The organism is Kluyvera ascorbata, assembly GCF_023195735.1.
Lineage (GTDB): Bacteria > Pseudomonadota > Gammaproteobacteria > Enterobacterales > Enterobacteriaceae > Kluyvera > Kluyvera ascorbata.
The window spans coordinates 2,981,197-3,003,542 of the sequence record NZ_CP096201.1 but is presented as its reverse complement, the minus strand read 5'-3'; the positions used below and the strand labels follow the sequence as shown (position 1 = coordinate 3,003,542).

Annotated in this window: 21 protein-coding genes and 2 pseudogenes; 11 read left to right on the top strand and 12 right to left on the bottom strand. The window is 50.9% G+C overall.

Annotated elements, in window-relative coordinates; all coding sequences use genetic code 11:
* The first annotated feature begins 133 nt into the window (after positions 1-133).
* Positions 134-1,606, top strand: coding sequence for a GGDEF domain-containing protein (locus MY052_RS14375; protein WP_248537267.1), 1,473 nt, complete (start codon positions 134-136; stop codon positions 1,604-1,606).
* 103 nt (positions 1,607-1,709) lie between these two features.
* On the opposite strand, the gene MY052_RS14370 is transcribed toward MY052_RS14375, so the two are convergent.
* Both MY052_RS14370 and MY052_RS14365 read right to left on the bottom strand, forming a co-directional pair.
* Complete coding sequence (locus MY052_RS14370; RefSeq protein WP_035897158.1) at positions 1,710-1,814, bottom strand: YoaK family small membrane protein; 105 nt, start codon at positions 1,812-1,814, stop codon at positions 1,710-1,712.
* A 46-nt stretch (positions 1,815-1,860) separates the two neighbouring features.
* Positions 1,861-2,880, bottom strand: coding sequence for a sensor domain-containing diguanylate cyclase (locus MY052_RS14365; protein WP_115074691.1), 1,020 nt, complete (start codon positions 2,878-2,880; stop codon positions 1,861-1,863).
* Positions 2,881-3,201: 321 nt separating this feature from the next.
* On the opposite strand from MY052_RS14365, the gene MY052_RS14360 reads away from it, so the two are divergent.
* Complete coding sequence (locus MY052_RS14360) at positions 3,202-3,450, top strand: putative hemolysin (protein ID WP_227675092.1); 249 nt, start codon at positions 3,202-3,204, stop codon at positions 3,448-3,450.
* 60 nt (positions 3,451-3,510) lie between these two features.
* Positions 3,511-3,816, top strand: a complete 306-nt coding sequence (locus MY052_RS14355) for a hypothetical protein (protein ID WP_035897163.1) — start codon at positions 3,511-3,513, stop codon at positions 3,814-3,816.
* Positions 3,817-3,846: 30 nt separating this feature from the next.
* Here MY052_RS14355 and MY052_RS14350 read toward each other — a convergent pair whose 3' ends face one another.
* Positions 3,847-4,191 (bottom strand): DUF488 domain-containing protein, encoded by a 345-nt coding sequence (locus MY052_RS14350; protein ID WP_035897165.1) that lies wholly within the window; start codon positions 4,189-4,191, stop codon positions 3,847-3,849.
* Between the two features lie 137 nt (positions 4,192-4,328).
* Here MY052_RS14350 and MY052_RS14345 point away from each other — a divergent pair, with 137 nt between their 5' ends.
* Positions 4,329-5,036, top strand: coding sequence for a CTP synthase C-terminal region-related (seleno)protein (locus MY052_RS14345; protein ID WP_123652520.1), 708 nt, complete (start codon positions 4,329-4,331; stop codon positions 5,034-5,036).
* A 76-nt stretch (positions 5,037-5,112) separates the two neighbouring features.
* On the opposite strand, the gene MY052_RS14340 is transcribed toward MY052_RS14345, so the two are convergent.
* Positions 5,113-6,297: a CynX/NimT family MFS transporter gene (locus MY052_RS14340; protein WP_248537266.1), complete on the bottom strand. Its 1,185-nt coding sequence runs from the start codon at positions 6,295-6,297 to the stop codon at positions 5,113-5,115.
* A gap of 99 nt (positions 6,298-6,396) precedes the next feature.
* On the opposite strand from MY052_RS14340, the gene MY052_RS14335 reads away from it, so the two are divergent.
* Entirely contained in the window at positions 6,397-7,188 is a 792-nt protein-coding gene (locus tag MY052_RS14335) for an AraC family transcriptional regulator (protein ID WP_202218131.1), read from the top strand.
* Here the strand turns inward: MY052_RS14335 and MY052_RS14330 are convergent.
* From MY052_RS14330 to MY052_RS14310, 5 genes and pseudogenes are all read right to left on the bottom strand, one after another.
* Positions 7,172-7,618 (bottom strand): DUF441 domain-containing protein, encoded by a 447-nt coding sequence (locus MY052_RS14330; RefSeq protein WP_248537265.1) that lies wholly within the window; start codon positions 7,616-7,618, stop codon positions 7,172-7,174. The two genes, MY052_RS14335 and MY052_RS14330, sit on opposite strands and share 17 nt — an antisense overlap.
* Positions 7,619-7,781: 163 nt before the next feature.
* Positions 7,782-9,818, bottom strand: coding sequence for a glycoside hydrolase family 31 protein (locus MY052_RS14325; protein ID WP_248537264.1), 2,037 nt, complete (start codon positions 9,816-9,818; stop codon positions 7,782-7,784).
* Positions 9,819-9,825: 7 nt separating this feature from the next.
* Positions 9,826-11,169 (bottom strand): glycoside-pentoside-hexuronide (GPH):cation symporter, encoded by a 1,344-nt coding sequence (locus tag MY052_RS14320; protein ID WP_248537263.1) that lies wholly within the window; start codon positions 11,167-11,169, stop codon positions 9,826-9,828.
* A 253-nt stretch (positions 11,170-11,422) separates the two neighbouring features.
* On the bottom strand, positions 11,423-11,923 hold the full coding sequence (locus MY052_RS14315) for a YbaK/prolyl-tRNA synthetase associated domain-containing protein (RefSeq protein WP_248537262.1): 501 nt from the start codon (positions 11,921-11,923) through the stop codon (positions 11,423-11,425).
* A pseudogene (locus tag MY052_RS14310) lies at positions 11,916-12,761 on the bottom strand (diguanylate cyclase domain-containing protein); the annotation flags it as partial. The pseudogene MY052_RS14310 and the gene MY052_RS14315, both read right to left, overlap by 8 nt.
* A gap of 34 nt (positions 12,762-12,795) precedes the next feature.
* Here MY052_RS14310 and MY052_RS14305 point away from each other — a divergent pair.
* Complete coding sequence (locus tag MY052_RS14305) at positions 12,796-13,764, top strand: IS5 family transposase (protein ID WP_074449071.1); 969 nt, start codon at positions 12,796-12,798, stop codon at positions 13,762-13,764.
* Positions 13,765-13,809: 45 nt separating this feature from the next.
* On the opposite strand, the gene MY052_RS14300 is transcribed toward MY052_RS14305, so the two are convergent.
* Positions 13,810-14,490 (bottom strand): GAPES1 domain-containing protein, encoded by a 681-nt coding sequence (locus tag MY052_RS14300; protein ID WP_248537260.1) that lies wholly within the window; start codon positions 14,488-14,490, stop codon positions 13,810-13,812.
* 462 nt (positions 14,491-14,952) lie between these two features.
* Positions 14,953-15,867, bottom strand: a complete 915-nt coding sequence (locus MY052_RS14295) for a DMT family transporter (protein ID WP_248537259.1) — start codon at positions 15,865-15,867, stop codon at positions 14,953-14,955.
* A 102-nt stretch (positions 15,868-15,969) separates the two neighbouring features.
* Here MY052_RS14295 and MY052_RS14290 point away from each other — a divergent pair, with 102 nt between their 5' ends.
* The gene (locus MY052_RS14290; RefSeq protein WP_248537258.1) at positions 15,970-16,884 is read left to right on the top strand and encodes a LysR family transcriptional regulator; all 915 of its coding nucleotides are present in this window, start codon (positions 15,970-15,972) and stop codon (positions 16,882-16,884) included.
* Between the two features lie 233 nt (positions 16,885-17,117).
* On the opposite strand, the gene cho is transcribed toward MY052_RS14290, so the two are convergent.
* Positions 17,118-17,978 (bottom strand): excinuclease Cho, encoded by an 861-nt coding sequence (cho, locus tag MY052_RS14285; protein WP_248537257.1) that lies wholly within the window; start codon positions 17,976-17,978, stop codon positions 17,118-17,120.
* Positions 17,979-18,221: 243 nt separating this feature from the next.
* On the opposite strand from cho, the pseudogene MY052_RS14280 reads away from it, so the two are divergent.
* The 4 genes and pseudogenes from MY052_RS14280 to MY052_RS14265 all read left to right on the top strand — a co-directional run bounded on the left by MY052_RS14280 (position 18,222) and on the right by MY052_RS14265 (position 22,127).
* Positions 18,222-18,639: pseudogene (locus MY052_RS14280) on the top strand (translesion error-prone DNA polymerase V autoproteolytic subunit).
* Positions 18,640-18,787: 148 nt separating this feature from the next.
* Entirely contained in the window at positions 18,788-19,948 is a 1,161-nt protein-coding gene (locus MY052_RS14275) for an IS30 family transposase (RefSeq protein ID WP_115074693.1), read from the top strand.
* A gap of 311 nt (positions 19,949-20,259) precedes the next feature.
* Positions 20,260-21,015 (top strand): hypothetical protein, encoded by a 756-nt coding sequence (locus MY052_RS14270; RefSeq protein ID WP_248537256.1) that lies wholly within the window; start codon positions 20,260-20,262, stop codon positions 21,013-21,015.
* Between the two features lie 44 nt (positions 21,016-21,059).
* Positions 21,060-22,127 (top strand): DUF6602 domain-containing protein, encoded by a 1,068-nt coding sequence (locus MY052_RS14265; protein ID WP_248537255.1) that lies wholly within the window; start codon positions 21,060-21,062, stop codon positions 22,125-22,127.
* Positions 22,128-22,346 lie beyond the last annotated feature (219 nt).

Genomic DNA, 22,346 nt, shown 5'->3' with positions numbered 1-22,346 from the left:
TGACAGGATCGAATTCTCGCTTGCGAAAGTTCTCGTCCATAATGATCTGATACGTATTGAAAACGTACCGTGTCGCTGTGGCTGACTGCGCGGGTAGCGTTTTAGGGAATTAACCCATCCGCACGGGGTGTCAGTGAGAATTATTCAGGATAGTTTGCGTAAAAAGCAGTCCCTACTGGTCTCAGTGGCGGTCACCTGCCTGCTTATCTGTCTTGCCATTTTTTTCTTGTACCAGCGTACGCTATCGCAGGTGAATGAAGGCATTCACGAACTTCAAAATCAGATGGCTACCTTGTTTAACGATAACGAGCTGATGGCGGAAGCCGCCGGCGTGCGTTATCAGCAAATAAGCCGTCACTTTTTGTGCGGTGATGCCGATGTTTTTGAGCCTCGCGGTGAGGCCTGGGGAATTAACGCCGATGCAAAAAATATCGATAATCAGCATGGTGCATTGATCTCCCGCAGCCCGGAGCGCAGCGCTCGTTGTATCTACGTCGCGGCCGAATACATTCGGGATAAAGTTCGCGCACTCAATCCCGAACAGCATGATATCCATCGCTATATTATTGCCAGCGACGGCCGCTGGTTTTACTGGTTCACCCCAACAGATTCCATCCCGTTTAGCTTTGAAACCTCGCAGATGGCACATGACCCGAGTCATTTTTTTAATGAGCCGGAGATGTTCTACGATCGTGTGCTGCAAAAGAGCGTACGCAAAAAGTCACTCAGTTCGACAACCTTTTACTCCGATAAAATCACCGGCGATAAAGCTTACAGCGTAGTGAGCTATATCTACGATCTCTCGGAAGGTGAACCGAGCAACCATATCATCGGTTATCTGGCCTACGATCTGTCGCGAGTCGAGCTACAGCGGATGCTGGGGCTTGCCTTTAATCAACAGGTGCCGCCAGGGTTGATTATGGGGTATCAAAGCAAAGAAACCGGTGAAGTGCTGTGCATCATTGGCAACTGCGGTTGGCTGGATAGTCACCGTATTCACACCGTATCGTCGCGCTATGAAATAAAGTATGCGCTTCCCTTGTGGCTTTTTATTACGCACACCCCGCAAGCGCAGGTGATGATGGCATTAGCCCCGGTGCTGCTGCTCTTGTTATTCTTATTGATCCGTTACCATCTTAACCATGCTGACCTGCGATTTTATCGCGACCCGCTCACCGGCTGCTTTACGCGCAATATTTTCGCGCTTATCCAACAGCGCGCGCTGCCTTTTATGACGGTTATTCTCTTTGACTGTAATAAGTTTAAGGCGATAAACGACAGCTACGGGCACCAGGCGGGCGATCGAGCGCTGCAGGCTATCTCGCAGTGTATGCTGAGTGATATTCGCGCAAACGGTGATTGGGTGATTCGCAGCGGCGGTGATGAGTTTGTGGTGTTGCTGAGTCGTACTGATATTGCGCATGCGCACATGGTGGCAGAACGGATTGCGGCGAAGATTGCGGTCTTTCCTTTTAGCCCGCAGGGGCAGGAGGTTCCGCTATCGGTATCATGGGGCGTTGCGCCTTGCGTGACGACGCTGGATGCGGCCATTCAGCAGGCCGATCTCGACATGTATCAGATGAAAAAGCGTCGCGGGGAAAGGTGATAAGCCGGGCAGATGCGCGGCTTATCTCTGGTTTACCACCAGCCTAGCTGAACGCCTACGACGGTAATAATGGCGATGATCAGCATAATAATCGTGGTCTTTCTCATTGTGCTCCTCCCGGCAGCGCGTAACCGCCAATAAAAAACCAGGCCAGAAAGATCACGGCGATAATGAAGATAACGATGGGGAAGGCGATACCCAATCTCATTGTGACATCCTGAATTTTTCCATAAACAGCGCGTATGATACTGTAATTATTCAACCCGTTGGGCGGTAATTTCCGGGCGATGACGGAATTTTTTATCCTGATACATTTCGCTATCTGCTGCTCGCAGCGCGCCATCAGGATCCATCACGTTGGGATCGACCACAATGGCGCCGATGCTGGCACCGGGATAGTGAATCAACGTGTCACCGAGAAGGTAATCACCAATCAACAGTTGGCGTAGCGTTTCGGCAAAGTGCTCAAGCTGCACCGCTGTACGGGCAAGCGTGGCCACCATAAACTCATCGCCGCCCAACCGGCCAAGCTGGTCGTCGGGAGAAATGCCAAGCTTGAGGCGCTGACCTACCTGCTGTAAAAATGCATCGCCCGCCTGATGTCCGTAGCAGTCGTTGATCATCTTAAACTTATCGAGGTCGATAAAGGCCAGCATCACCGAGTGGTTCAGATGCCTCGCGAGCGAGAACAGCGTCTCCAGATTTTCAAAAACGGCGCGGCGATTAGGAAGGCCGGTGAGCGCATCGGTATAGGAGTGATAAATCAGCGCGGCGTTCGCTTCCTGAAGCTGGGCTACCAGCGACTCCTTTTCGATATAGCGGGCGATAATGCTGGCAAACAGTTGTAGCACGTGTTCGCTATTAAAACTAAGCGGCTTTTGCTCGGTGCTGGTAGCGCACAGCGTGCCAAAAAGCGAACCGTCGGTCAGGTGAATCGGCGTGCTCAGGAACGTGGTGATACCCAGCGCTTTGGCGGCGTCGCAATCGGCCCACTGCTCAGGAACATGGTCACTGTAAAAACAGCCGTCGTCCATCGCGCGTTTACACAGGGTATCGCCCCAGGGAACGGAGAAATTCTCTGGAATGTTCATTTCACCGCTGTTGCGCGAATAAACGATGTGCTGCAGGTCGGCCTGCGTGTCAATTTTCGTCAGATAGGTGGATTCCATATTGGTCACCAGTTCAAGCATCTCAAGCAATTGGCGAACAAGACTTTCCAGAGATTGTTCAGTGGCAAGCGTTTGCGATACCCGAGCAAGGATAATATCTGACATGAAAACGAGGGTCCCTACGATAGCGTGAATGGTGGCATTTGAGCCTGAATGCGATCCAGATACACTAAATTTTATACATTATGTATCAAGAAGGTAAGCACTGTGTGTCTAAAAGGTGTGTAACGAGAGGTTATCTGCTTCTTATTACAGATAAAAAAAAGCCCCATCGGGGGAGATGGGGCAAAATAACTCATTGATTATGGAATGTTCTGTTCTCTGGTCAGTTGAGAACGAAATGTACTTTACGTCGCAAAAGTGTAGTTAATTTGAAGAAATTATGGAGTTTAAAGCTAAATTCCAGTGTGAAACTAAGGAGAAATGATGTCCCGTCGCTACGTTTTACTGCTGCCATTGCTGCTTGCAGGATGTGCAAAACAGGCTGAACCAGAAGCACCTTTACCGCCGCAAATTGGTATGGCAAATCCTGCTGCGGTTTATTGCCAGCAGAAAGGGGGAGAAAGCATTCGTCAGGTCAATGCGCAGGGCGAATCAAGCCTCTGCAAACTGCCAAATGGCGAAACGATTGAGGAGTGGGCGCTGTGGCGACGCGATCATCCACAGAAAAAATGACAGTACATTCTCTATCCAGTAAACTGCGCACCTAAGATAATTCTGATTAACGAGAGACGTATGTTTTCGCTGAAACCGGGTACCATCGCCGTGATCATCGGTGCCCGTACTGCTGCTGGCCGAGCCAATATTGGCAAGAGTGTTGAACTGTTTGCGCTGATTAACCCAGGAGAGCGTTGCCTGAACCCGGTTAACGGCGTGATGACCGAGCTGTCCGCCGATGCGCCGCGTGCGCTGTGGCTGGTGACCGGTGAAGTCAGCGCAGGTGAGGGACAGCAGGGGTTTGCGTTTGTCCGTTCAGAGTATTTACTGCCATTAACGCCAGACGCGCAGGTTGAGCAAGAGCGTGCTGCCCTGGTGGAATAACGCGATGTCCGCAGACATCGCGTTCAGGGTTTAGCGATTTTTTAGCCAGTCGGCGAGTACGCGGGCATGGTTTTGCGCGGTATTGGCGGCCGCGTAAATCAGCGTTAATCCCTGTCTTTGCGCAATGTCAGCAAGACGCTGGCCTTCGTCCTGGTGGCGCGAAAGCTCTTCGCGGTAATGCTGACAGAAGGTGGCAAAGTCGATGACCTCGCCGTGGTAGGCCTTGCGCAGCTCGGCTGAAGGGGCAAGGTCTTTGCACCATTCATCGTAGATAAGGTTTTCCTTTTTGATGCCGCGCGGCCACAACCGGTCGACCAGGACACGGTAACCATCATCAGGTGTTGCGTCGTCATACACGCGTTTACACTGGATCATATCCTTCCTCCCTTTTTCCATTCGACCATACCACAAAGATTCGTGGGGTTCGCCCTCCGGGTATTGCTAAAGCGTGACGACATCGCTAATCTGAGGCTCCTTATGCCGTTCGTCATGTCTGTACATAAGGATCTCCCATGGAAAACTCCGCTACTACCCCTGTTCTTCGTATTGCCCTGGTGGGTGACTACAACGCTGATGTCCTTGCGCATCAGGCCATTCCGCTGGCGCTTGATGACGCCGCTGCGGTACTGGAACGACCTATTGAATACCGCTGGGTGGCTACGCGCGATGTGCATAGCGCTGACGCTTTCGCCGATTTCGATGGCATCTGGCTGGTGCCTGCGAGCCCGTATGAAAACACCGAAGGTGCGCTGACCGCCGCCCGCTATGCTCGCGAAAATAGCCTGCCGTTTCTTGGCACCTGCGGGGGTTTCCAGCACGCTATTCTGGAATACGCGCGTAACGTGATGGGATGGGAAGATGCCGCGCATGCGGAAACGGATACCGAAGGCCGCATGGTGATTGCGCCGCTGACCTGCTCGCTGGTGGAGAAGAGCGACACCATTGAACTGCGCGCCAACACGCTCATTGCCCGCGCGTACGGTCGCGACAGCATTGAAGAAGGTTATCATTGCAACTACGGCATCTCTGCCGAATTTGCCGATGCCTTGCAATCACAGGCGTTGCGGGTAACCGGCTGGGATGAAAATGGTGACATTCGCGCGGTGGAACTGGTCACGCATCCGTTCTTCGTGGCCACGCTGTTCCAGCATGAACGTAACGCGCTGGCGGGACGCCCAGCGCCGCTGGTGCAGGCCTTCCTGCACGCTGCTGCCCAGTAAAAATGTAGCCCGGACGAGGCGGTACGCCGACTCCGGGATTTTTCCCGGCGTCGCTACGCTCGGCCGGGCTACGACGTTATCCGACGTTAATCTCTCTATCTCGCCCGGCAAGCCCGCCGAACACCGCCATCACCAGCGCAATGATAGCAACCGCAAGCAATGAGATATGCCATGCGCCGGTGGCATCATGAATTTTCCCCATCAGCGGCGGCCCGCATGCTGCCAGCAGATAGCCCACTGCCTGCGCCATCCCCGAAAGGGCGGCAGCCTGATGCGCCGAACTGGCGCGCAGCCCGATAAAGGTCAGGCCCAAAATCATAGTAGCGCCGGAGCCAAAGCCAAAGATAACCGTCCAGAGCACCGCCTGTGAGGGAAAGAGCCAGTAGCCCAGCGCGCTAACGGCGCACATCAGCGCGACGGTAATAGCGATCCCGCGTTGATCCTTCATACGATGCAGGATAATCGGCACCACAAAACCGGGAGCGGCGGTAGCAAGCTGCAACAGGCCATGCAGAGAGCCAGCATGCGCTTCGCTGTAGCCCTGGCTAATCAGAATTGCTGGCAGCCAGCCGATAATCACGTAGTAGACCAGCGAATTCAGGCCGAGGAACAGCGTCACCTGCCAGGCCAGCGCCGAGCGCCAGATGCCGCGATTATGCATGGCACCGCTGCCGGAGATGGCCGTGGTTTTTGCTGCCCGCCACTGCGGCAACCAGAACAGCAGCGCCAGTACTGGGAACACCATCAACATCAGCAGCGCGCCGCGCCAGCCAAAGCCGCTTAGCGCAATAGGAACGACCAGCGCCGAACCCAACGCGGCGGCGGCCCCCATGGTGACCGAATAGGCCCCGGTGAATTTCGCCACCTGTGAGGCAAAATCACGTTTGATTAACCCTGGCAGCAGTACGTTACCGAGCGCAATCCCGCAGCCAATAATGGCGGTACCGATAAACATCAGCGCGACCGACGGCAGAGAGCGCACGGCGATACCGGCGCAAATCAACAGCATGGCGATAAACAGGCTGCGCTCCATGCCGATACGCCGGGCTACCCCGGCTGCCAGCGGTGAGACCAGACCAAACGCCAGCAGCGGCAGCGTAGTTAACAGCCCGGTCTGTGCGGTGGTCAGCCCGTATTCCGCACGAATCGAATCAAGCAGAGGGGCGGCGCCGGTAAAGGTGACGCGCAGCGTCGAAGCAATCAATAAAATACCAATAATCAGCAGCCAACGACGGCTGGAAGACGTCACAACATCAGACATAGTCATCTCGACAAAAGAGTGGGAGCACTACAATACCCGGTTTAGCCTTTGCTGAAATCAAGCTAAAATGACAGATTATCGCTAAATTCGGACAAAATGATGCTGGGACTCGGTTTAGGCGGCTATCACCCGGATAGCCATCAGGATGCGGCCATCGCGTTTGGGGTACAGGTAGCGGAGGGTGAGCAGCATATTCCGCTGCATCAGCACCGAAAAGGGCAGTTGATTCTTGCGCTGCGCGGTGCAATTACCTGTGAAGTGGAAAATGCGATGTGGATGGTACCACCGCAGTTTGCGGTGTGGATCCCCGGTGAAGTACCGCACAGCAATCGGGCCACGCCGCAGGCGGAACTGTGCTTTTTGTTTATCGAACCCGGCGCGGCGCAGATGCCAGCGCACTGCTGCACGCTGAAGATATCACCGTTGGTGCGCGAGCTGATTTTAGCGTTAGCTCAGCGCGATGAAGCCCAGCGTCTGGAGCCGGAAACGCAGCGGCTCATTCAGGTTCTGTTCGATGAGTTACCGCAGCAGCCAGAGCAGCAGCTACAGTTGCCGGTCTCCGCACACCCGAAAATTCGTCTGATGGTGGAGACCATGGAAGCGGAGCCCGCGCAGTGGCAGACGCTGGCGCAGTGGGCGCAGCGCTTCGCCATGAGCGAGCGCAATCTTGCCCGGCTGGTGGTGAAAGAGACCGGGCTGAACTTTCGCCGCTGGCGGCATCAGCTGCAGTTGATCCTCGCCCTGCAGATGTTAATACGCGGGCTTAACGTACAGCAGGTGGCACTGTCGCTGGGTTACGACTCCACCACGGCGTTTATCACCATGTTCCGCAAGGGGCTAGGGAAAACGCCGGGGCGCTATCTGGCGGCGCTGACTACGACTTCCCAATAAGCAGCGAGACGAGACCGGCGGCAATCAACGGCCCTACCGGTACGCCGCGGAACAGGGCGACGCCAAGAACCGTACCGACTAATAGTCCAGCCACCAGATGCGGCTGAGTTCCCATCAGCGTTACGCCGCGCCCGCCGAGCCACGAGACAAGCACGCCGACGCCAATGGCAACCAGCGATTTCCAGTTGGCAAACGTGTGTATTAATGTGGAGGCCGGCAGCGTGCCGCTGGCGATGGGTGCCATGACGCTGATGGTCAGAATGATAATCCCGATGCTAAGCCCTTGTTTTTCCACCCAGGGGAAAAAGGCGCTCAGTGGGGTAGAACGAAGAATGATGAGAACCAGAATTGAGACGGCCACGGTAGAGTTGTTGCTGATAAAGCCGAGCGCCGCCAGGCACAGGAGGAGCAACAGGGTGCTATCGAACATGAAGTGGGAATCCTTGCCAGAAAAAGAAAAAAAAACTGCATTATCGTAACCCGGCGTCGCTGCGCTCGGCCGGGCTACTGGTTTGTCACTCTACTGTACGCAAGAAGCGGGGCGTACACAGTTCTTTTTCAATCTTTGCTGGAGATTTCAGATATTTGCCTGATTATCTGACCAATACCGTTATCAATGGACTGCCTTCGCGAATAAACAGAGGAATCGTCTCCAGCCCGGCAGCGGCGGTGATGCGCTGGCCGCCCTGATAGCGCTCTCCATCGAGCCCTACCCAGGCATTACCGCTCGGTAACCAGACATCACGCTGGCGTTGTCCTGCATGCATCACCGGCGCGACCAGCAGATCCTCGCCGAACAGATACTGATCTTCCGTCTGCCAGCTTTGCGGCTCGTCAGGGTAGTGCCAGAACAGCGGGCGCATCAGCGGGTCACCGTGGCGGTGGGCATTATCGTACAGCGCATCAATGTACGGACGCAGGCTTTCACGGACCCCAAGCCAGCGCTGCATAATGGCGAAGTTCTCTTCACCGTAGCTCCACAGCTCATTAGGCGAACCGCTGTCGCACTGCGGGATACCATGACGGTAGCTTTCCGGCGGCTGAACCCGCGGTTCGCGGTAGCCGTGCATGCGCAGCACCGGGCAGAACACGGCCCACTGGAACCAACGGATCAGCAGTTCGTGGAAGGCCGGGTCGTGAATGTTTCCGCCCTGGAAACCGCCGATATCCGTGGTCCACCACGGGATCCCCGCCAGACCCATATTCAGCCCAGCGGCCAACTGGTTGCGGAAGGCGTGGAAAGACGAGTGCACGTCGCCTGACCAGGCCAGCACGCCGTAGCGTTGGCTACCGGCCCAGCTGCAGCGCACCAGATTGACGATATCGCGCTCGCCTGCGTCGTGCAGCCCATCGTAGAAGCCCTGCGCAAAATCGCGCGGGTAGCGGTTGCCCACTTCCAGTACCGGACCGGCATGATAGCGATAGTTATCGAAATCGTAGGCGCGGTACTCCGGCTCGGCTTCATCCAGCCAGAACAGTTTGATACCGAGATCGTAATAGTTTTTCTTCACCGTCTCCCAGACGAACTCTCGGGCCTGCGGGTGGGTGGCATCAAAGAAGGTGGTGTTGCCCATAAAGTCGAGATTGACCTGCACACCGCGATCGCTGGTGACCAGCCAACCCTTGGCTTTCATATGCGGGAACAGCGGGCTGCGCGCTTCAACCGTCGGCCAGACGGAGACCATCAGTTTAATGCCGAGTGACTCCAGCTCTTCCACCATCGCTTTAGGATCGGGCCAGTCAACCGGGTCAAAGCACCAGGTTCCCTGGTTCGGCCAGTGGAAGAAGTCGATAACCATCACCGAGAGCGGTAGCTGGCGGCGGTGATATTCACGGGCCACTTCCAGCACCTCTTGCTGATTACGATAGCGCAGCTTGCATTGCCACAGGCCGCTGATAAATTCCGGCGCGGGTGGCGGCGTACCGGTGGCGCGCGCGTATTGGCGGGTAATTTGTGCGACGCTATCGCCCGCAGTTATCCAGTAATCCATCTCTTCGGTGACGCGCGCGGTCCACCAGGTGTGGTTTTTCGCCAGCACCGCCTCGCCGATGGCGGGGTTGTTCCACAGCAGGCCGTAGCCGAGGCTGGATTGTAAAAACGGCACGCTGGCCTGTGAATTACGCTGGGCTAGCTCCAGCGAGCAGCCTTTGAGATCCAGCCACGGCTGCTGATACTGCCCCATGCCGTACAGCCGCTCGCCGTCACGCGACTCAAAACGCACCGTCAGCTGATACTTACCGCCGGGCAGCGGCTTAAATTCGCGGCCGTCGAGCTTGAGGGCGCTGACGTATTTGTCCTGGCTCTTTTCGCTGGCGCCAATCCCTACCGTTGAGCGCTGGCGCCACATCTCTTCCAGCAGCAGTTCACCGCGCTGGTTATAAAACGCCAGCTGCCCTTTGAGGTTCAACACCGCACGAATATTGCCGTGGGTTAAGCTCAGGGTTTCCGCATCCTGCTGAATAATCGCCTGGCTTTCAATTTGGGGCAGCAGCGCATTCAGCTCAGTCTTGAACGCCGGAGCACAGGTGGCGCGAACGCGGAGGCTGTGTTCTCCCCAGGGCTCTACGCGCAGTATCTGCCGTTCGAAGCGCCACTCGATAGCGTTTGCATGCTGAATTAGTTCGCTCATGGTTGACTCATCCTTTCACAAGAGATTGGGTTTTCGCAAGATTGATTTCCTGCATGGTGCTGTCGTCCAGCTTGTACCAGCGCAGGGTGATGAATGCGCCCAGAGACAGCAGCCCAGGCACTACGGTGAAGAGGGCGACGATGCAGTGCATCGCCAGCGGCGTTTGCTCTGGTGCGTTGGCGACGTAACCGCTAAAGCCAAGCGTCCAGCCAACGATGGCTCCGCTCAGCGCCATACCCAGCTTGAGCACGGCGAGGAAGGTCGAGAAGATTATGCCGTCCATACGTTTGCCCTGACGCCATTCGCCGTAGTCGGCGACGTCCGCCATCATCACCCACATCAGGGTCGTGGTGGACTGATAAAGCGTAGAGACGATGAACGTCAGCGGCACCAGCACGACGATGGATTTTGGCGCGAAGAACAGCCCGATACTCAGTACCCCGGCCAGCACGGCGCAGTAGCCGAACATCTGGACCTTATTGGCGTTGCGAGTCAGACGTTTGGCCAGCAGGCTACCGGCGGCTTTGCCGATGATGTGTGCGGCCAGCATCCACATAAAGTAAGCGGCGCTGCCGAGGTAGTAGGTGACAAAATACATCATGGCGCCAAGGCGAATCACGCCAAAGCCGATATTGGTCATCACCAGTATGGCGACCACGCGCCATTGATCGTTACGCAGCAGGTCACGCAGTTCAGCGAGGTAGTTGTTATGAGTGGCTGGGGCCTTAATGCGTTCGCGGGTGTTGGCAAAACAGATCCAGAACATCACCACGGCAACGCAGGCCATGATTGCCATTGCGGAACGGTAGCCCATGAGCTTGTCATCGCCGCCCAGATACTCGGCCAGCGGCATCATAAAGAAAGTCGACATGGCGCCGCCGAGCGTGGCCAGGAAAAAGCGCCAGGACTGCAGGGAGATGCGTTCATCGTTGTCTGGCGTAATGACCGCACCCATCGAGCAGTAAGGAATGTTGATGGCGGTGTACATCAGCATCATGAAGGTGTAAGTGACGCTGGCGAAGATCATCTTGCCGGATATATCCAGCGACTGCGGCACGGCGTAGGTCAGCAGACAGCTCACGCCGAAAGGCAGCGCCAGCCACAGCATCCACGGACGAAACTTGCCCCAGCGTGAGCGCGTACGGTCGGCCATATAGCCCATTGCCGGGTCGATGATGGCGTCAGCGGTACGCGCCAGTAAAAACATGGTGCCCACGAAGGCGGCGGGCAGGCCAACCACGTCGGTATAATAGAAGGTTAAAAAGATAATGACGTTGTCCAGACCGATATGGCTGGCCATATCGCCTAATCCATAGCTGATTTTTTCTTTACGGGTAACTTTCATGTTCATCGTATCACCTGGTGTCGTTACAGCACGATTGTGGGGAAAGACGCCATACAGTGTGGATGAGTGAGAAAAGTTAACAATTGCGATATTCCGTATTACGCTTACGTAAACTGCTTTGCGTGATACCGGTAACAGAATGAATGGGTGTGAATGTAACGAGATTGTATGTAGGCCGGATAAGCGAAGCGCCATCCGGCAATAGGCAGCTGTGTGCCGGATGGCGCTTCGCTTATCCGGCCTACCGTATCCGAAGCGATCAGGATTGACGGCGGAAAGAGACCAGCTCCGGCTGTGCGATACGCAGATAATCTTCGGTATTGAGGATCACCGATTTTTCAAGGCTACCGGCGTTAAAAGCAATTTCCTCAAAACGGTCGAATAATAGCGGGTCAGCTACCAGACGTAGCGACGGGTGGAAGCTGAATGGCGGAATCGCGCCAAACACGCAGGCGGTGAGGGCATCCACTTCAGCCGGGCTAGCGAGAGATGCCTTTAAGCCGCCGATATGGTGCGCCAGCTGTGCGAGGTCAGCTTGCTGGTCGGCGGCGAGGATAGCCAGTACGTGCTGGCTTACGCCGTTGCCTTTCACCTTGCACACCAGCGCTTTGGCACCCTGGCCTAACGCGGTGCCGCGAATTTCAGACACGGCTTCACATTTACCCACGGCATCGTGCGCCATCACGCGATAGCGCGCCTGGTGCTCGTTGAGCAGCCCCAGTAGCCGTTGATGAACATTTACAGTGATGGGTTCAATCATTATTTTTTCCATGTGCATGCGCCGAAGCGGTTTTGTTACGCTGTTTATGTTGATAGAGGCGCTGGTCGGCTATCTTCATCGACTGCTCAAGGCTATCGCCGAGGCGCATTTTGTAGGCTCCCCAGGAGAAACTCACGCGATTGTCCGTGTCGATAAGCGCCAGATGATCCTGAATACGTTCTGTTATCACCTTCGCTTCAGCTTCTTCGTAGTCAATCAGGATAATACAAAATTCGTCGCCACCCAGGCGAACGCCATAATCGCTTTTGCGGATAGTGGCGGATATTGCCTGCGCCAGCATGATTATCACCCGGTCTCCCTCATCGTGGCCCCAGGTGTCGTTGATAAACTTCAGCCTGTCGCAGTCAAGCGCAATAACAACAACGCCCACTCCCTGTTCCGTCAGGCGCTGTAAGCGCATGCTCTGCACCGACGAGAGAATCTTACGGTTGTAGAGCCCGGTCAGTGCGTCGCTGATGTTCTCCTGGCTAACCGTCCGGTAGAGGCGGAAATGCGTGCGAACAAGCTGCAACAACGCGGCGGTGGAAATGAGGTAAAACAGGAATAGTTTCCACGAACTCAGCAGGAAGTACATCACATCCAGCGACAGCTCCACGCGCATGTTTTCGGCCAGCGGTCGGCTGTAGTGCACATAGCTCAGCAGGTGAGACGTGCTGCGATGGACCTCGATATGGGCGTTATTATCGGAATCAATAAATGAGATATCCAGATAGCGCCAGAAATGAGGACGGTCACGGGTATAGAAAATATCGTGTAGGTCCTGATGAGAGAGATCGACCATCACAATGCCTTGTAGGTTTTCATGATGATAGAGCGGTGGGCTTTGTTGAATAAATCGAACTTTTGCTGAGTTGAAGGATCAGATCACGCATCTTCCCGACAACGCAGACCGTTCCGTGGCAAAGCAAAAGTTCAAAATCACCAACTGGCCCACCTACAATAAAGCCCTCATCAACCGTGGCTCCATAACTTTCTGGCTGGATGATGAAGCTATTCAGGCCTGGTATGAGTCAGCAACACCTTCTTCACGAGGCAGACCTCAGCGCTATTCTGACCTTGCCATCACGACTGTGCTGGTCATTAAACGCGTGTTCAGGTTGACCCTGCGGGCTGCACAGGGTTTTATTGATTCCATTTTTACACTGATGAATGTTCCGTTGCGCTGCCCGGATTACACCAGTGTCAGCAAGCGCGCAAAGTCGGTTAATGTCAGTTTCAAAACGTTCACCCGAGGTGAAATCGCGCATCTGGTGATTGATTCCACCGGGCTGAAGGTCTTTGGTGAAGGCGAGTGGAAAGTCAAAAAGCATGGCCAGGAACGCCGTCGTATATGGCGAAAGTTGCATCTGGCAGTTGACAGCAAAACACATGAAATCATCTGTGCAGACCTGTCGCTGAACAATGTGACGGACTCAGAAGCCTTCCCGGGTCTTATCCGGCAGACTCACAGAAAAATCAGGGCAGCATCGGCAGACGGCGCTTACGACACCCGGCTCTGTCACGATGAACTGCGGCGTAAGAAAATCAGCGCGCTTATCCCGCCCCGAAAAGGCGCGGGTTACTGGCCCGGTGAATATGCAGACCGTAACCGTGCTGTTGCGAATCAGCGGCTGACCGGGAGTAATGCGCGGTGGAAATGGACAACAGATTATAACCGTCGCTCGATAGCGGAAACGGCGATGTACCGGGTAAAACAGCTGTTCGGGGGTTCACTGACGCTGCGTGACTACGATGGTCAGGTTGCGGAGGCTATGGCCCTGGTACGAGCGCTGAACAAAATGACGAAAGCAGGTATGCCTGAAAGCGTGCGTATTGCCTGAAAACACAACCCGCTACGGGGGAGACTTACCCGAAATCTGATTTATTCAACAAAGCCAGAGCGGTGTTAAAAACGTTAAGATATTTTTATGAGTAAAGGTATCAATATAGATACTGGATACCACTGTTCTTCCAAGGAATAAATTTTCCAGACTGGCCGGAGATATACCCAGTCGATCGCCATAAAGGAAATTCCAACTGGTTAATGTCGCGTCATGAATCACTACTGGTGAATTAAAATAGATATATTGATTCACCACATCAATATAATAACGAAAACGTTTCTGCTGTGGTATTGCATCGGGCAGGCGTGGTTTCCAGGCGGTACTATTGTCGACGGCCGCATCAAAAGCTTCAAGGGCGGGGAGGCTTTGCGCCCATTTGTCGCAGGGTGTTTTCCCCGCAGTGAGCGAGCCGGATAGCTTCGAATAGCGGTAACCATCGATGTTCAGACCGTGAATGTTGCCGCGATGCTGTACGCTGGCGCAGGCATGCGCTGCCGCTTCGGCAGTGGGGCGTTCATCCAGCTTTTGAGCGAATTGCGAAATAATCAGCTGGTTCTGATATTTCTCATAGAGAAAGGCCGACTCGCCTTTGTCGATGATATATCGCATATATTCGGACATATCCCGATGGCTGGCGACTAATTCATAAATCAGGAAGGAGGATGTCAGTATGACGACGCCTGATGAAATGACAAATCGCAGTATTTTATTCTGCAGTTTCATAGTGAAATTATATGTTCTTCCGTGTCAGTCGGAATATTAACATGATGCGCCCGGTATCTCTAGCAATGCATTAGCGATAGAAATGTTTTGAAAACATCAAGCGGGAAGAACTCGCCCGTGAGCGCGGTTTTTCATTATCGTCAATAGGGAACTGTAGCTCACCTGGTCACTTTCTGTATTTTGCTTCTGGGCGGCCTAAATTCTGACTCGTCCTTTCGGCGCAGCCTGTGGCGACTTGCTTTCCCAGCCGGTAGATAACGGTGGCGTTGGCCTGGCAATCACCGTAATGATTATAGGACTGGTCGTGAGCGACTGGCGTAAACGCACCGCCGTAAGATAAGAGTAGCCGCGCGGGTGGCGAAGAGATATACATCTTCCCCCGACGACAATTGTAGCCCGGCCGAGCGCAGCGACGCCGGGATTTCTACACGGAGTGCTTCTGTTTTGTGTGCGATATATTGTTTATGACACGCTAGCCTTGAATGCTCGCTTCACTGATTTTCCTGAGCAGAGTGCAATCCCGCAGATAATCAGTAGCGCGCTGACCAGATGATATATATGTAATGGTTCACTGAGAAACATCACGCTGAATAAACCACCACTCAGCGGGATGAAATGGGAAAACACTTCTCCACGCGTCGCGCCAATCGCCTGAATGCCTTTATTCCACATCAAATATGAGAGCCACGATGGAAAAATTATCAAGTACAGCAGACCTATCACCAAACCACTGTGGCCCAATTCAGCAAGTGGTGGAATGCCATTTTTCGCCATAGAGAAAATCAATATTGGAAAAAGCACTACAGCACCTATCGTCGCACTAACGGCCACAAACGCATTTCCCCCCACTTCACGAGGTTTTATCCGCAGAAATGCACAATATACCGCCCAGCTTGCTGCCGAACCCATCGTCCACAGATCGCCACGATTGAGATGCTTTAGGGTTTCCAGGTGCCATAAATCCCCCTGCATCACCAGATAGGCGACACCGAAAGAGCTGATAATAACCCCGGCAATATTCTGGGTTGTTATTTTTTCCTTAAAAATAGTTTTATTGATCAATAGAACTAATGCCGGTGTCGTAGACAAATAAATGGCAGCATTAAGCGAAGAAGTATATTGCAAACCAATATACAGCGTCAGTGGGAATAACACTTGCCCAAACAAAGCCAGGAAGATGATGATGTGAAAAGAACGCTGCATAGCGTTCCATTGCTCACGAATCTGCCTGTAGTAGAGCGCTACCAGTAATATGGCCGTAAATATCCAGCGAGCAGAGGATAATAGAACAGGGTCAACAAGACTGACTAATAGATGACCTACCACATAATTTCCGCCCCAAAAGCATGCGGCGAGAGTGAGTAATAAATAAGGCATAGCGATACCCTTCAATAATTCATTTTTGTTCCCTGGAACATTACCGCGAAGAAAATGGAGATGCTAATATAAAGTTTTGCTCGGATGGTATCGTTTTAAACTATGAAATTTACCCTCAGGCAACTTGAATTTTACATAGCATTAGCAGAAACATTGCAAGTTTCTAAAGCTGCTAGCCGTTGTCACGTTTCGCAATCTTCTATGACGGTCGCATTACGGAATCTGGAAGAGGCACTTGATGCACAGCTGTTTCTGCGCCAGCCAAAAGGAATCCAGCTCACTTTGGCTGGAGAACGTTTCCTGACTCATGCCCGCACGATCATCGGCAATAGCCACATCGCGCTGGAGGATTTGCATCGCCAACCGGAAACGACCGCCGAAAAAGTGCGGATAGGGATAGCTCAGACACTTTCGGCTTACCTGCTACCCGAGATGCTAAGTGACATTGAAAACCGCTTTCCGTTACTGGAAATTGACTATTTCGAGGCCACTGCGCCCGATCTGCTGGCTGCTCTGCGTCAGCAGCAGGTTGATTTTTGTCTACTGCTCACATCGAATATTCAGCGCGACAGTGACCTGGAGGTGGAAACCATTATTCGATCGCTACGCCAGCTCTGGATCGCTCCGGGACATGCTTTGCTGAGCCAGTCTGTTATCCGCCTGCGGGATATCGTAAAACTGCCCTTTTTGATGCTTGAGACCGATGAATATCCCACGGTGATCACCCATGTCTGGCAGCACGCTGGCTATCAGCCTTCCATCCACTTTCGTAGTAATTCCTTTGAAGCCGTGCGCAGCCTCGTTGCCCAGGGCAACGGCATCACCATCTTATCCGACCTGGTTTACCGCCCCTGGTCGCTAAACGGCCAGCGCGTCATTCGTCGGACGATTGAAGACTGTATCACCTACATGGACGTCGGCGTGGTCACTAACGCTGGACAACCGCTGTCAGCGCCAGCTCAGCGATTCAGGGATTTTTTACGTTCGCTGATTGTGAGACTTGAGGGAAAGAGCTAAATGCGTTGTTTACTTGTGGAGCAGCACCCGTTCGGTAACGTTATGTAATTGCTGAAAAAATTTTTCTTCTCAATATATCTCCAAAACGCCACGTGAAAAATAAAACAATTTCATGATAGGAGTCATCGCGATTTTTCACGTAACTATAGCACCAACTTTTTCCAATTAAGGCTGCGATCATTTTGTACCGTTCACTCATCGACTCGGTGGAGTGCCCCAGCAAAGTCTTAACGTTAACCCAACATGTTTAGAATGATAATATTTTCGTTGCTGGTCAGAAGGGGTTTACATAAGATCTTATAACCATCCTGATCAAAACCTGCCTCTTGTCGAGATAGCATTTTTGCTTCGTCGAGTGAACTGACTGAGCCAAGCCACATCCAGTTGCGAATAATATGGTACTGAGTTAAATCAGCACTCTCTTCTTTCATAGCAATAGCTCCGTTCCAGGGCCAGCATACAAGCTGTAGTCGTTCAAGTGCCAACAATAGCCTCTGGTGATGAGATTCGATGGTCTCTTTACCACAACATGCACCTGCGCATCGCTGCAGTGCCGAACGAAAGCAACCGCGATTACCGCTCAGTGATTCCAGGCCAAGTAATCCGTAACAGAGACGATGTTCATCTGCTATAGACTTCAATGCTTCAAGTGCATTACGTCGATTAGAAAATAGGCCATATAAATTTGGTTGATGAGAAAAATCTATCTCCTTTGCATACACCACCTTAGGTTGTCCTGCATCTAAATGTAATGAACAAAGTTGATGGGTACGACGAAGACGTTTATTGAAGAGTGGTTGCTGCTCTTTAATCATTTTAGCCTCAAGCAGCAGTGCGCCAATTTCACCAGCGGTACGTATCCAACTTATTTTTTTGGATTGGTAGAGCATTGATGCTTCATCCTGGGCACGGAAGTGTGACATCACGCGACTGCGAATATTAACACTTTTCCCTATGTAGAGCGGCAGCGTTTCACTCTCTCCGTGGAATACATAGACACCGGGTAATGGAGGAATTTCAGAGAGATACTGACGGAGATGCTCCGGATATTCATAAATCGCTGAAGGCTCAAAATTAAGGCGTTGTATGGGCAAGTCCCCTCCGATATCTGTTCATTTAAACAGTGCAATATCAATAATAGATAACTCTAGTGGGTTTGGTGGTAGGAACAGTGAAAGTGGAATCGCGTGGACTTATCGGTGCTGGAAATTACTTATTAATGATCCCATTCCATCGAAATTCCTTTTGTCATAAACGAGTTCCGCAAACATGCTTTAGCTCCTCTCTACAGTATATACGCTGTATGTATATACAGTGTCAATGTGAGTGAGTTCATTATGAAGTTTTTTTCACCAGTAGAACTGCGTGAGATTGTCACGCTGCGGCTGTTCAGTGAGCGGGTTCCTTGCGGTTTTCCTTCACCTACAGCTGATTACGTTGAGCAACGTATTTATTTGAATGAGCTGCTTATCCAGCACCCCAGCGCTACCCATTTTGTGGAAGCGTCCGGCGATTCAATGATAGATACCGGGATAAGTGACGGTAATTTGCTGGTGGTGGACAGTTCGAAAACGGCTGAGCACGGCGATATCATTATCGCCGCTGTGGAAGGGGGGCACTGTGAAACGCTTGCTACTTCGGCCGACGGTTCAGTTAAACCCGATGAACAGCGCTTACTCCCCGATCATTGTTGGTAGTGAAGAGACGCTGGACGTGCTCGTCGTTGTGACTTTCATCGTGAAAGCCGCAAGTTGACATGTTTGCACTCTTCAATGTGAATTCGTTCTACGCCTACTGCGAGACGGTATTCAGTGAGGATTTGAAAGGGCGCCAAAAGTCCGCTTTGTGCTGTGAGTTCAACGGGTCGATGCAACGCTATCCTTGATCAAGGGGGGACGTTGCCATGAAACGAAGAACGCGCATTTACTACACGCCAGAACAGAAAGCGATTATCTGGGACCGATATAAGCAAGGTGATTCCCTGCACGATATCGCCAGAATGTTCGACAGATTTCACTCTTCTATTATGCCTACAATCCACCAGACAGGTGGCTACCGTCCTCCCGTGCGAAGGCGGCACCGGTTAGCGCTCTCGCTTGATGAAAGAGAGGAAATATCCAGAGGATTGGTAGCAAAACGCAGCATCAGGGACATCGCTGCCAAATTATCAAGAGCTCCTTCAACGATTAGCCGCGAGATTAGGAGACACGGTGGTGCAAAACAATACCGTGCAGCAAAAGCCGATACTGCTGCGTGGGAAAATGCTCTGAGACCAAAACCTTGCAAGCTAATTCAAAGCCCCGCATTGTGTAAAATCATTGCAGAGAAGATGCATCAGGACTGGTCGCCGGAACAGATCGCCGGCTGGCTGAAACGCTGTTATCCGGATAGTCAGGAAATGCATGTGTCACACGAAACGATATATAAAACGCTTTTTATACAAACCCGGGGTGCATTAAAAAAAGAACTGCAGCAATGCCTCAGAAGCGGAAGAGTCGTGCGTAGATCCAGAACATCATCGCTTAAAGGGAAAGGATTAGGGTCAATCCCGGATACGATCTCTATCAGCGAAAGGCCACCTGAAGCAGCTGACAGAGCCATACCAGGTCACTGGGAAGGTGATCTGATCCAGGGCTCTAAAAACTCCTATATCGTCACCCTCGTAGAGCGTCATTCCCGTTTTGTTATGTTGGCCAAAGTCAGGGACAACAAGACCATAACGGTTATATCTGCACTCATCAAACAAGCCCGTGAATTACCTGCTGAGCTTTATAAAACATTAACATGGGACCGGGGTGCTGAAATGACCAGCCATACCCGGTTTACCGTAGCTACAGATATTCAGGTTTACTTCTGCGATCCTCAATCCCCCTGGCAACGCGGCTCAAATGAAAATACAAACAGATTACTCAGACAGTATTTTCCAAAAGGAACTGACTTATCGGTTCACAGCCAGCAAAGACTAAACAGTGTTGCCAGACAGCTCAACGAGAGGCCGAGAAAAACGCTAGACTATGAATCACCCGCAGAGCGGTTCAATCAATGTGTTGCATCCATCGGTTGAACTCACAGCCAGAAGCGGACGTTGGCATAAACAGGTATCTTTAGCTTTTTGGATGCTTCCGTTAGAGAAATGCTCATTGAGCCACTAACTCAAATTACAGCTATATTCACTGAGTTAGATTTCTCCCATCTAGCAAACATACTGCCTATAAATATTATATCGATTGACATATCATAAATCTCTGGAAACACATTGCATTATAGATGCCACAGAGCTAGTTTAATCTTGGATAACATACTGTAAAAAGTCAGATTGCATCTTAATCAAAGCATGTACTTTCTGTTGGTTTTTTGTAAAAGGACGATAGGCATATGAATGAAAATTTTGAAAGAAAACTCTGGCTATCCACCGTACCGCTTGTGTCTACTGACGTTAGAGGCCTCCCAACTGGGATAGCTTCGGGGTGTTTTGTAAGGTATGGCGAAAAAAAATTGCTTCTATCCGTCCAGCATGCAACCGGAAATGGCGAAGTATGGGCTATTCAGCAACAGTATGTTCCTAATCGAGGTGCAGAATTATACAGGTTAGGCGGAGTCAACTCTTTAAGGAAAATCAAAATAAATACTTCGGAAATTGTGGATGTTGATTTTTCCTACGTTGAAGTGCCAGAATCAACAATTGCCAAACGCCAAGAAATAGACCCAAACACTACTGAAATCCTTTCTGAAGAATATATTTCCATACTGACATCTTCTTTAGAAAATCAACCATGTACAAACACTAAGTATGGTTTTAGTGGGCTCGTTAAGCCATCAATAGTTCAGCGTGGGGAAAATAATTTTCTAGTTACTGAATTCCGCATTTATACTGGCCTTGAGTATCTTCGTACCGAAGGTGACTATCATTATTTTAAACTTCCTTTCAATCATCCAGGCCACCAACATTTCCAAGGTTGTAGCGGCGCACCAATTATCGGTGAAGATGGAAAACTGGTTGCTTTAGTTTGTGGTGGGAGTATCAATACAAATGAGTTGTGGGGGATTTCATTAAAAGCATATAAATTTTCCGTAGATGTTTTGTTAAAGACCAATAAAAGCAGACCTAATAATGGCCTGTATAGTTCATAATTTTTAAAATCATAGAAAATAAGTTAGCTGGGGGAGGCATTAGCATGAGCATCATTTCCGAGAAAATATCATCTAGAATAAAAACGTTAAAGCAAGAGTTCACTATAAATAAAAACGTTGAACATCAAGGCGTAAAGGGTGGATTAAACGAAGTGGAGTTGATAAAATTAATAAAAGACGTTATCCCAAGGAAGTATGAGATTTCAAAAGGTATAATTGAAAACTCATCTGGAGAGCAGTCAAACGAAACTGATATTGTAATTTATGATAATGAAATCCTGCCGCCATATATAAATAGTGAACTTGCCTTCGTCCCTGTAGAGGCAGTTAGATATAATATTGAGGTTAAATCAACTTTAACAGCAAAAGAGCTCGAAACAACAATTGAAAAATTTAGAAAATTTCGATCAATTGGCGGACGCTCCCCCACTGTTCTATTTGCTTTTTCAAGTAACGCGAAAAAAAGCGAACTTAGCAGATATTATGATAACGATGTTAACTTCTTAACAAATCCAGCAATTAGTGTACTCTGCATTTCAGACAAGTGTTACTATTACAAACACACAGAAACTAAATACCTAAAAGACTACCTTAGTAATGCCGATATAATTAAAAGCTTCATGAAAGATGAGAATTTTGAAATTTCTAATTTTACAAATGCCATTCAAGATATTTTAAAAAACGATGACATTCTCTCAAAGCTAACGAGGTCTCAATTTGCCTTATTATTACAGTCTTCTATCCAAGCTAAGGTAATAGGTTCCGATGTTGACACCAAAAAACTAACAATAAATGACATTAATTATAATGAAATAACATTTAAAATACACCAATGGATTGGTGTAGAGTGCTGTAATAATGATGTAGAGTTATCATTTTTCTCTGGAATATCGAACACCTTATCCAAGGAAGCTTTCGGTAGTTACTTACTTAATGATAAAAAACTTCACCTCAAAGTTTTTTCTATTTGCTATGAAGATATGTGGGGTAATTTAAGTTGTCAGCGATTTGATAAAAACGGCCTAGACGAGGATTTAAATGATGTCAGCTTCAGTTTTCAAAGCTCATCTGAGGAAAGTAAAATAACCTTTCACCTTAAAAACTCATCATAGGAAGAATACAACCTGCCCAAGATGTGTTCTGTCGGCCACCAGACTTATACCTTCACCCAGTATGATGCTGAAGCCGTTTTAAAAGGCTCTTTTGTGGTTGCTGACAGTACCCTTCCAGTCAAAATGGGGATTCAGGCGGTAAGTTATGCTCCGCCCAACCTCTGTTAATTCCAGTATGATCCCGTAATCGTGGATGTATCCCGGTAACCTTACTATTCA

What these genes read in the sequence shown, in the direction of transcription:
- MY052_RS14350 (WP_035897165.1), bottom strand. Translation starts at nt 4,191, where the DNA reads ATGATCCAGTGTAAACGCGTGTATGACGACGCAACACCTGATGATGGT.
- MY052_RS14290 (WP_248537258.1), top strand. Translation starts at nt 15,970, where the DNA reads ATGAAATTTACCCTCAGGCAACTTGAATTTTACATAGCATTAGCAGAA.
- MY052_RS14320 (WP_248537263.1), bottom strand. Translation starts at nt 11,169, where the DNA reads ATGAACATGAAAGTTACCCGTAAAGAAAAAATCAGCTATGGATTAGGC.
- MY052_RS14300 (WP_248537260.1), bottom strand. Translation starts at nt 14,490, where the DNA reads ATGAAACTGCAGAATAAAATACTGCGATTTGTCATTTCATCAGGCGTC.
- MY052_RS14270 (WP_248537256.1), top strand. Translation starts at nt 20,260, where the DNA reads ATGAATGAAAATTTTGAAAGAAAACTCTGGCTATCCACCGTACCGCTT.
- MY052_RS14370 (WP_035897158.1), bottom strand. Translation starts at nt 1,814, where the DNA reads ATGAGATTGGGTATCGCCTTCCCCATCGTTATCTTCATTATCGCCGTG.
- MY052_RS14365 (WP_115074691.1), bottom strand. Translation starts at nt 2,880, where the DNA reads ATGTCAGATATTATCCTTGCTCGGGTATCGCAAACGCTTGCCACTGAA.
- MY052_RS14265 (WP_248537255.1), top strand. Translation starts at nt 21,060, where the DNA reads ATGAGCATCATTTCCGAGAAAATATCATCTAGAATAAAAACGTTAAAG.
- MY052_RS14275 (WP_115074693.1), top strand. Translation starts at nt 18,788, where the DNA reads ATGAAACGAAGAACGCGCATTTACTACACGCCAGAACAGAAAGCGATT.
- MY052_RS14295 (WP_248537259.1), bottom strand. Translation starts at nt 15,867, where the DNA reads ATGCCTTATTTATTACTCACTCTCGCCGCATGCTTTTGGGGCGGAAAT.
- MY052_RS14360 (WP_227675092.1), top strand. Translation starts at nt 3,202, where the DNA reads ATGTCCCGTCGCTACGTTTTACTGCTGCCATTGCTGCTTGCAGGATGT.
- MY052_RS14330 (WP_248537265.1), bottom strand. Translation starts at nt 7,618, where the DNA reads ATGTTCGATAGCACCCTGTTGCTCCTCCTGTGCCTGGCGGCGCTCGGC.
- MY052_RS14355 (WP_035897163.1), top strand. Translation starts at nt 3,511, where the DNA reads ATGTTTTCGCTGAAACCGGGTACCATCGCCGTGATCATCGGTGCCCGT.
- MY052_RS14315 (WP_248537262.1), bottom strand. Translation starts at nt 11,923, where the DNA reads ATGATTGAACCCATCACTGTAAATGTTCATCAACGGCTACTGGGGCTG.
- MY052_RS14345 (WP_123652520.1), top strand. Translation starts at nt 4,329, where the DNA reads ATGGAAAACTCCGCTACTACCCCTGTTCTTCGTATTGCCCTGGTGGGT.
- MY052_RS14340 (WP_248537266.1), bottom strand. Translation starts at nt 6,297, where the DNA reads ATGTCTGATGTTGTGACGTCTTCCAGCCGTCGTTGGCTGCTGATTATT.
- MY052_RS14325 (WP_248537264.1), bottom strand. Translation starts at nt 9,818, where the DNA reads ATGAGCGAACTAATTCAGCATGCAAACGCTATCGAGTGGCGCTTCGAA.
- MY052_RS14335 (WP_202218131.1), top strand. Translation starts at nt 6,397, where the DNA reads ATGCTGGGACTCGGTTTAGGCGGCTATCACCCGGATAGCCATCAGGAT.